Raw genomic sequence first — 10035 nt, 5'->3', positions numbered from 1 at the left:
TTGCCTTTCTCTCAGACCCAAGATCCGGTGTCCACTTTTTCGGGGGAAGGGCTCCCTGGGCGTGCTGCCTCCGCACCTCTCTGGTTGCGATTGAGATATGGGGTGTTCACCCCATTGCGGCACATAGGCATTGGGTTATGATATTGGCGTTCCTTGCAATGGTGGTTAGTTAGGTTCAGGCGACTCCGAGTGGAGTCGCCTTCCTGCTATTTGGGGGCAGCATTGCTCGGAGAGGGTGGCCGCAGGCTCCGGCTAGTTTGGCGCAATTTCGGCTCGCCAAGTGGTGCGGAGGTGGACGGGGCCGATCAGGCCGAAGGGAGGCGGAGCTTCGTCCGGGCGCAGGTTTAGGCTGACGCCCAGCCAGGGTTTGAATTGCATGCGACCACCGGGGAAGCCATCCGGATACTTGGCAGCGCCGATGAGACGGTTGCGCCAGGTGCCAGTGACACGCACCTCGAGTTGGTTCATACCGGATTTGGCTGCGTCCGTGAGGTCGAGACTGAGGGGAGGCTTCCAAAGCACACCGAGCTGTTTGCCGTTTAGGATTACTTCAGCCAGAGATTCGACGCGGCCCAGTTCCAGCCAGAGGCGCTGGCCGTGTTGCAGCCTGTCGGCGGCGAGCTCGAAGGCGCATTTGTAGGTAGCCGTGCCGGAGAAATACCGGATGGATTCATTGGGATGATCCGTCAACGACATGAGCTTGTCCAATTCAAGTTGTGTGGGGACGTCCATGTTTTCGGGCAGATGCACTATCCAGGGACCAAGAATCTCAGTGGGGGGAGGCAGGGCCGGAACTTCGAGGGACTGGCTCCGCCCATTCGTGAACTTGATTGCATAGCGGCCGGGAGCGGAGACTTCGGCTTCGAGCGTCCGTTTCTTCCCACGGGCGAGGACAATTGCCGGCAGGGCCGCAGCGGCGGGCGGCTGCGACTTCGCCAACTCGGCAATCTCCGCGACATCAAGAGCCCGCCCGAAGTCACGGAAGCTGGCCAGGTCGCCTTTGAAGCTCGCGCTGCCCGACGGATCAACACTCAAACCGGAATGGACCGTAAAGCGGCTCTTCAATCCCTGGCGGACCGGCTTGCCGTTAAGGTAGAGACTGGGGGTGCTGTCCTGATAAACCACGGCAAGGTGCGTCCAGTTGGTGAGGGGCGTCCGGTAAACAAGCAGGGGGGCAAAATAGTCCCCCGAGTGCTCATAAACGCAAACACCATTGCGTCCGGCGGAGATTCCAGCGCAGGCATGGGTTGGGTCGGAGAAAGCCGACGCGCCGTGGGCTGGGACGACGGCGTCGTTGCGGGGCAGGTGGGTGAAGACCCCCGAATTTGTTTCGTCTGGCAAGGCGATGTCGGCTGCGGGCTTGACCCAACCGGTTATGCCGAAGTTGTTAACGGCATTGCGGTGGTTCATGGACGCTTGCGTTTGAACCGGGTTGGGTGCTGTGCTTAGAATGACCTCGTTATTCCTGCTGACTTGGGCCACCGCCGGCGTTTTCCCAACCCGTTCCCGGAAGACAACGAACAATGAGCCTCGCGGTTCAAGTTGAATGGGCACCCGTATTCCTGCTTTAGTCAGCTCAAACACCGCAGGCTTCACCACTCGCCCGCTGACGGCGTCCCAAAGCTCCGGCTCTTTGCCCTGTACGCGAAAGGTGGGCGCGGTGGCAGCCGCCTGTTCCCCCTGGTTGGAGATGAAGTAGATCTCGGCTTCCCGGCTGGACCGGTGGGTCCAGAGAATTTGCCTGGGGTCGGGCCCGGTGAAGTCGGGAGGCACACCCAGCGCGTCAAGTACTGGCTGGAGTTCGGCGGCGCGGAACACACGGCCCTTGCCAAATGGGTGTTGCGCGGGGCCTGAGGGATCGCCAGGGCCGGGCTGAACGGGCTTGCCCCACAATTCGGCGGCCAGGTTCCGCACCCGCACGTCGCATTGAGGATAATCTTCCAGGCTCGGCGAGCGGGAGGGCGGGGGGCCGAGGATGTTCCCGCCGGCTCGGACAAGCTCACGAAGCTTCGCCAGTAACTCGGGGCGCATGCTCTCCAATTCGGGCAGCACCAGTAGGCGATAGGACATGCCGTCCGGCAGGACGAAGCGGCCGTTCTTGACCTTCAGCCTCCGTTCGATCACTTCGGCATTGATGTAGTCGAAGTTGTAGCCCGGCGGCAGCGCGGGTTTGCGGATACCCGTCATTTTCGGCGTGTCCTCGCCGATGAAGTAGGCCACGTCTGCCACGTGATGGCCTTCTTGGAGCAGAAAATCGCAGCGGCGATAGTAGTCAATAAACTCACGGCCCTGCTCGAACCAGGCGTTGTTGCGGTTGAATTCGGTGCTGAACCAGGCATTCACGCCGGGCCGGCGGTCGTCCCACGGCTGGTGAATGTAAACGTGCAACACCCAATGGTTGATGCCCTCGGTGAGTGCCCAATCGCCTCGGCGCTTGAGCGACCAGGGGGTGCTTTCGAACAGCACCCCGCTGGTGAAGGCTTCGGCGTGGACGATGGGTTTGCCGTATGTATGCGCCGCGGAAGCAGCGCAGCGCAGCTCGATGCTGCCCAGCTCGCCGGTAGCCCAGAATTCGCCGCCCACTTCGTCGGCCTGACCGCCGTATTGGAGGAACTCCGCCGGGTAGCCCCAGTGCCCGTAGTTCTCCAGCCACAGTTTGAGTCCGTGCCGGTGGCAGGCGTCGCGCAATCCGCCGACGTAGTCGTAGGCAACGCGGTCGGCCACCAGCCGCCGCAGGTCCCAAAGGAACCGCTCGGATTGATCGGCCCCGCCGACGAGCCGGCCACTGAGCACTGGGAGCCACGGACGCGGGTCGTAGCCGTAGCGCTGGCGGAACAACTCGTCGAAGCCGTCAGTCCAGTTCTGCGAGCCCATTTCGTAGCTGTCGGCGATGACATACTTGAAGGCCTTGCGGTCGGTCTTCGGCATGCGCTGAAGGAGCTTCCCGATGAAGGCGTCAAAATGGGCCTGGGCGGCGGCACGGTTCATCTTGTCCACTTCGAGGCCCTGGCCTTCGGGTGAGGCGGGGGCGTTCCGGATGCCGGTTGGGGTCAGACCAGTGCGAAGTATTATCCATTCGCCTGTCGGCACGTCCCAGTTGAGTCTGCCGTCGGCGGCCATCTTGTCGCTAAGGTTGATTACTGCGTCGGGCGCTACAGTTAAGGCTGGCGAGTCCGGCTCAGCCGGCTTGGGCCAGAGGTACGTGTCCCACATCGGCAGCGGTGTGGGATGCATCTTGCCGAGTTGCTTCTCGACGAACCGCTCGACGCGCGCCGCGCCGGTTAGCTCGATTTCGGCCAGCCCGCCTTTGTTGCGAAGCTCGGTGAAGATGAGTCTAAAGCGTTTCGCCGTTTCCGCGGGGAAGACGACGGCTACTGGCCCGTAAGGCATGAAACCGACGTGAATGTTCGTGTTTGAGCGGTCGAGCGGGAACTGTCGAACTTTGCGGAACGTGCCGTCCTCGCCCGCAGCCTGCAACTCGCACTGGGCGGAGAATGGCATCTCAGCCGGATACAGCACCAGGCTGCGCGCGGTGAATGGCTCCGTCACTTCGATGTCCACGGTGAAAGAGGCTCCGCCCTGCGCTGTTCCCTTGGGGATTACAACGGCCGATTTGCGGTCGCCATCCAGCATGCGCTCGGGGCGATCTACTGCCGGGTTGCAGCCCACGCGGGGTCCATGGGCGGCAATCGTGCTGCCGTCCATCTGCGGTGCGGGAAACGCCAGCACGGCGACATCCTGGAACGGCTCGAGGGGCGCCGGCAACTTCTCCCTGAACCGAAGCGGGCCCGCAACGCGGCGCTCGGTGCTGACCAGGTAACGCATTGCTTGCTCGGGTTTGATCCACGGTCCGCCGGACTGGCTCCAGCCAGGGCAATTGAACAGGCCGACATCCACGCCAACCCGGCCGCCCTCCCGGATGGCGTGTTCGATCATGCCCCACCATTCCTCGGTAAGTGCTTTCACCGTGCCGTGCTTTACCTCATCGAGGTAGATGTTCCCGATCAAGGCCTGACTGATCCCGACGCGCTGCATCGCTTCGAGATCCTTGGTGATGCCCTCGCGTGAGATGTTGTCGGTAATCCAGTACCAGTAGCACCAGGGTTTGGTGGATTCCGATGGGTGCGCGAAGCCCTGTTCGAGAGAATCGGCGGCGGGGATTGAGTCGGGACCCAGAAGGGCAACTGCGACGAGGGGAATCAGAAGTGTGTTCTTCATGGCCGGTTCATGGTTTTCCTGTGGCCATATACTCTTTCAGCAGCCGCAGATAGACGCGGTATTCATTCAGCGAAACGCCAGGCGGCGTTTGATGGTCCACGCTCGGAATGAAACCGCCGGTCTTCATCAGCGGCACCAACCGCTCGAACTCGCCGCGCATGGCGGCCTCGCCGCGGTTCATGGTCATCTTGTCGAAATGGCCGATCATCCGCAGGCGCGGGTAACGCTGGCGCAGGCGCATGCCATCCACGCCGGCTTGTCGTTCCAGGGGGAGGAACCCGTCCACGCCCAGCTCTGCGAACCAGGGGACCAGGAGTGTGATATCCCCGTCGGTATCAATGAACGGCATGATGTTGCGTTCCAGCAGCCGAGGCACAAGCTGGCGATAATACGGGGCCACCGCTTCCTCGAATGTCTGCTTCGAAACCATCGGACCGTGGTTGTAGGACATGTCCTCGGCTATGGTGATGAACGTTGGGACACATACCTTGAGGATCTTGTCCAGCAGGCTGAAGTTAAAAGCGAGAAGGTCGCGGTTAATCTCATGCAGCAGCTCTGGTTGGTCGGCGAAGGCATACATGAGCTTCTCGAATCCCATCAGTGTGCGTGGGAACCAGAAGAAGCCTTCGAGGGTGCACCACACCACGGCCCGGCCCAGCCGTTGGCGCTCCGCCCAGGCGCTCATGCCGGCAATGGCCGCGTCGTGAGAAGGAAACAACTGCGGCCGAATGCGCCGATAGTCATCCATGTTGGCAACGATCCCTTCGACATGATGTTGCGTTGCCTCGATGGTCGGATCGGTGGTGCTGAAGCGGTATTGACAAATGAGTATATCGGTGTAATCTTTGCGCCATGACAAATAGAACAGCAATGAAAGTAGCGTATTCGTACAGGCGGTTCTCATCGCGCCAGCAGAGTGACGGCTCCAGCCTCGCGCGGCAACGAGAAATGGCTCAGGAGGTCTGCGCGGCCAATGGCTGGCAACTGGTGGACCTGCCTCCCGATGCCGGCGTGAGCGCGTTCAAGGTCGCTGGCGATGAACGGCTGGCGGCCAACATGCACGTTGGCAACCTGGGCGCATTTCTAAAGCGGGTCCAGAGCGGGGACATAAAGCGCGGCTCCGTGCTCATCATTGAGAAGCTCGACCGGTTCAGCAGGAACTACTATGACGTTGTTTTTCCAGTGTGGCTCAACCTGCTCCAGAGCGGCATTGAGATTTATTCGTGCGTTGCCCATCAGCACTACACTCTGGACGCTATCCGCAGGAACCAAGCGCTGGCCATGATGGCCCTGATTGAAATGGCTGCTGCCAATGAATACAGTTCGGGCATGAGCAGCCGTATCGGCAAGGCATTCTCTCTGCGTCTCGCGGAGTGCGCAAAGGGTAGGCCGATGAACCTGGGGGGATGGCAACCCAAATGGGTGGATTTCCACGGCGCAAAGGGCCATGCCGGGGAGTTCAGCCTCAATGCCCACGCCAACACCATCCGGCGCATTGCCGCCGAATACATTGGAGGGGCCAGCATGGCGACAATCGCCAAGGGTCTGATTCGTGACCAAGTGCCTTCGCTCATGGGTGGCCGATGGAGCCAGGGAACAATCAGCCACTTGCTCAAGCACGAGAGTCTGACTGGCCACAAGACCATAAAGGGCGTGAGGCTGGAACGGTATTACCCTGCCGTCATATCGGATGCCGAATACCAGAAGCTACGGGCCAAGCTGGCCGATAACAGCAACCGCCGGGGCGGTAATCCTAATAGCGATTACGTTGCCAATCTATTCCGCAATCGCTGCAAGTGTGCGAAGTGCGGCGGGACGATAACTACGAACCACGCGTTCTATTCTTGCAAGGGCAAGCGCACGGGTGAATGCGATGTTCATGGCGTTGTTAGAATCCGGTTACTGGAGCTAGACTTCTTTGGACTATTCCTGCAAGAGCACCCGGCAGTGTTGCTCGGTAAGCAGACGGTGAAATCCAATGGCACCGTAGCGGCTCTCAAAGCCCGTATAAGAGACTTGGACAAGGCACTGGAGGATGCAGCCTCTTTGATTGGAAAGTTGCCTGTGAAGGCTGTGGAAGCGAAGCTGACGGCATTGGTGAAGGAACGTGAGGCGGCGGGCCGGGAGTTGGAAGCCTCTAACCTGAAGATGATGACGAGCGCGGCGGCTCCCATGGCTCTGGAAAGCATTAAGGCGGCGTTGGCTGGCTTCGTCAAGCTCGGGGCTGGTTATGCCGGCAGCAAACAAGAGGCTGCTATGGTCAAGGCCATTGAACAGCTCCACAAGCAACTGGACGATAACGAGACCCGTAAGAAGCTGCTTAACCTGCTGCCAACATTGGTGTCTCACCTCGTCATTGATGTAGAAAACAAGCGCTACCGCATCGTCAATCATGTTGGCGAGGTGTCGGGTTGGCGGCAGTTGGCGAGGTAGGTTATGACCGTTCCACCTCCATTGCTGCACGGCAACCACTGGACGGGCCAGAATGTCTGCGGCTGGTGGTGCAGTGAGAAGTTTGACGGCTGGCGTGCCTACTGGGACGGGCACCGGCTGCTATCACGGCAGGGCAACGACTACCACGCCCCAGCCTGGTTCACCGAGTCATTGCCCCGGTTCCCGTTGGACTGTGAACTATGGCTAGGTGTTGGCAAGACAGACGCCGATGTTCATAAGGCGGTTGCCAGGGGCCAGTGGGGCGAATTGTGGATTGTAGCCTTTGATGTGCCGGGAACCATGGCCGAGACCGGCATTGAGATTCTCCGCAGCCTGACTCCAGTAAGTAACGGTGACAACTTGGCAACGTTACCAGCCGGCAGGCTGATCGTTGCATCCTTCTGGCGCGTGGAGTCGGCCGATGATGCCAAGTCCTACATGCAGGATATCGTTCACAAGGGCGGCGAGGGTGTTATGCTGCGCCGGCCTGGGAGTCTCTACCGCAACACCCGTTGCGATGACCTGCTGAAAATAAAGCCTTAGAACCCCTCGATTTTCGCTACGCGTTGGCCCTACAGCGCGTTTTGATTGGCAGGGGGTAGTCAGATAGTGGGGGTAATCCAGAAGCGTCTTGCCGAGCCAGATAAGCAGAGCGGCAAATTTGCCGATCTGGTCCGGTCACTCAGGAAGAAATCGCCAAGGCGGTCGGAGTGCCAAGACGAACAATTTCGGATGTTTTAGAAGAAATCCGAAATCTCGGAATTTTTCTAAAACCCTCCGATTTCGACCATATCGAGGATGGAGAGGAAAGGCCGTTGCCAGAATCCCTTTGGGGTGAATGCTCATCACAAAAACGGACGGCTTACACTGGCCTAAACCGGACCTATTCCAGGCCAACGTGCAACTCCAGGGCCACCACAGAGACCGCGGCGGTATCGCCTACGAGCGCGACATTAAAGTCCTAACCTGCGACCCGCCCACCGCCGAAGAACACGACATCAACCTCGGGCTGGCTTCACCGGAGCCGGACCGAGAGCGTGGCTTCCATCTCGCGGCTGAACTTTTGGGAGAGATTGCCGCCTGGTTCGCTGAATCCAAGTGCGTCAGCTCCGCCGGCTGCAAAGCCTGGGCACTCGCTTTGCTGCTTAGACCGCAGTGTTGCCCGGAGCCTACAGCGACCAGCCTCGCGCCCCAGCTGGGCATTACCAAACAGGCCATTTCACGGCGCATGGCTGAACTTTATCGGCTGACTGAAGGCCGAATGCGCTCGTCTGCGATGCGCGGCGAGGCGGTGCGCAGAGAGAGAAGCAAAATAGCGCTCGAGTACCACAGGCGCGCGGGGCATCGGCTGCGCCGTAAGCAATAAAAGCGGCTCCGTGCAACCAATCACGGAGCCGCCTGGTTCGCGGCCTGCCGGGACACTCCCGTGACCGGCAGACCGCATGTGGCAGGGGAAAGTCGTAAAACCCTGCCTTCCCGCGGGAGAAATGGACCGCGGGAAATCTTAATGTCAGGCTGTCAAGCAGTCGGGCATGAATGCAAAGCTCGCCGGGTGCCGGACCCCCAAATCAACCCATTGAGACGCATAAATCTTTATTTCGCGGGTAGCTGCCGCCGAGTATGGGTCAACTACGACGTCCAAACCAGAACCCCAGGAGCCGATGATAAGATCGTTCCAGTTGCCGAAGTAGATCGCGGAGCAGACGGTCGTAAGGGTGCCAAACGTCTCAGCATCTCCGAGCTGATTGGTCACAGCCGCTTTGTATCCGTTAACCGTGCCGGACCCGTCGGCTCCCTGGTTCTCCCAAATGAAACCGTAAGCGCCGGCGTAGGTGGTCTTGACCGCCGACTTCAGCACTCGGCGCACTTCCGGATTTGTCAAGTAAGCGCAGGACGCGGAGTCGGCATTGCCCGCGGCAACTGCCGCCTCGAGTTCAAGAATTTTCTCAAACGTAGGCAAAGCGCCGGCTGCGCTGTTGGTCACTGTGGCAACATTGGTCGTGCCGCGAATGGACGTTGGCGCACTCGCGCCGCCGATGGCGGTTGTCGCCACGTTGAGGGCTGCGGAGTCCAGCGCCAGCGCCAAAACCGCCAAAATGTCATCACGGATCAGGGCATCAACGGAGGGCGTTGACTGTATCAAAAGTTGCTTACTATATATCTCATAGCCAGTGCAGGCGTGTGGGGTGAGGGTCAACTGATCGAAACCGGTATTGCTCTGAGTCGTGGACACCGCTTCGCCCACCCAATAACCCACCGCAGAAGCCAGGCCACGGGGAATGACGACATTGCCGACAAGCCCGTCCAGCATGCGAGCGCCCAACTTGGCCACCCAAGCTTTGTTGCGGAGCAGCTCAATGAAATTGCCGGCTGCGAGTTCGGTAGCCACGATGTTGCCACCAAGTGTTGCGGTGCCGACGGCGTTGTTAGCGCGGGTCAAAATCGCGTGCGGAATGTAGAAGCCCTGAGGGTCTTTCCGGCTCGTGCGGGCGCACTCCTGAGAGAGTTCGCGCTCCAAACCGTCGAGACGGTTTTCGGAGGCTCCGAGAATCGCCCGCGAGATGGAGTAGCGCTTGCTAAGGCTTTCGGGAATGTTGATCGTCGCACGAGAGACCGGGACGACGTTCGGCAGCATCGTAAAGAGTTTGTCCTGTAAGGCCCTAACGGAAACGCCCGTTGCGATGGCCTCCGCGCACACCGCGGCTGCGCCGGGGATGCGTTCGGACATGTTTTTGCTGATGGCTTCGATCTCGGCCCGTCGGGCCGCTTCGCTGTTCTCTGTCGTTGTAATCATATGATTTTGATAATGTAACTCTGTTGAGTCGCTGCGCCCGATGCCGACACTTGTGTCGGCTGGGACCGCAACTATCGATGCTTCAAAAGGCTGAAAAGCAAAACGGACATAGGTAATGCCGTCGCGGACTTCGCAGGCCAATTCCTTGGTCCTTCGGTATCCGACAGAACAGCACTTCCTAATTTTTCTTTTGACGTCGTCCAGAATTTCTCTGGCCAGCGCCGAGTTGGAGAATTTGACGGTCGCCCGTCCCTTCCGGTCGCCGGAAATCCAAGCCCTAGTCACAACACCAATCTGCTGATCGGGATCGTGATTCAGAAGAAGAGGATGGTCGCCGCCCTGGAGCCGGGTAAGGTCGCATTCGCCGGGGCCATGCCCCAGGATTTCCATGTAAGGGCCCCGGTCCACCGGAGTCTCAGAGGAAAAGCACAGGTCCAGCGTGTCGCTGTTATCACCGCGAACGGTTAGCTGCGCTTCGCGCCTAAACTCAGTCGTCAAATCCGTCTGCATTGTTCCGCACAAAATCTGCGTTTTAACTTGTGGAAAACATTGGTGCGCTGAGTCGCGGCCTCCACGGGCCGACTTGCACC

General features: G+C 59.7%; 6 protein-coding genes. 3 read left to right on the top strand and 3 right to left on the bottom strand.

Annotated features, from left to right (window positions below):
• Positions 1–252: 252 nt before the first annotated feature.
• A complete protein-coding gene (locus tag P5205_22170; GenBank protein ID HSA13067.1) occupies positions 253–4218 on the bottom strand; it encodes a glycosyl hydrolase in 3966 nt (1321 codons plus the stop codon).
• A 7-nt stretch (positions 4219–4225) separates the two neighbouring features.
• Entirely contained in the window at positions 4226–5122 is an 897-nt protein-coding gene (locus tag P5205_22165) for a uroporphyrinogen decarboxylase family protein (GenBank protein ID HSA13066.1), read from the bottom strand.
• Here P5205_22165 and P5205_22160 point away from each other — a divergent pair.
• From P5205_22160 to P5205_22150, 3 genes are all read left to right on the top strand, one after another.
• Positions 5089–6651, top strand: coding sequence for a recombinase family protein (locus P5205_22160; GenBank protein HSA13065.1), 1563 nt, complete (start codon positions 5089–5091; stop codon positions 6649–6651). The two genes, P5205_22165 and P5205_22160, sit on opposite strands and share 34 nt — an antisense overlap.
• Before the next feature lie 3 nt (positions 6652–6654).
• Positions 6655–7194 (top strand): hypothetical protein, encoded by a 540-nt coding sequence (locus P5205_22155; protein ID HSA13064.1) that lies wholly within the window; start codon positions 6655–6657, stop codon positions 7192–7194.
• A gap of 295 nt (positions 7195–7489) precedes the next feature.
• Positions 7490–8017 (top strand): hypothetical protein, encoded by a 528-nt coding sequence (locus P5205_22150; protein HSA13063.1) that lies wholly within the window; start codon positions 7490–7492, stop codon positions 8015–8017.
• Between the two features lie 144 nt (positions 8018–8161).
• Here the strand turns inward: P5205_22150 and P5205_22145 are convergent.
• A partial coding sequence (locus tag P5205_22145; protein HSA13062.1) for a phage major capsid protein occupies positions 8162–10035 on the bottom strand: 1874 nt, incomplete at its 5' end.

It is taken from the genome of Candidatus Paceibacterota bacterium, assembly GCA_035452965.1.
Lineage (GTDB): Bacteria > Verrucomicrobiota > Verrucomicrobiia > Limisphaerales > UBA8199 > UBA8199.
This window is presented reverse-complemented; position numbering and strand designations above follow the sequence as displayed.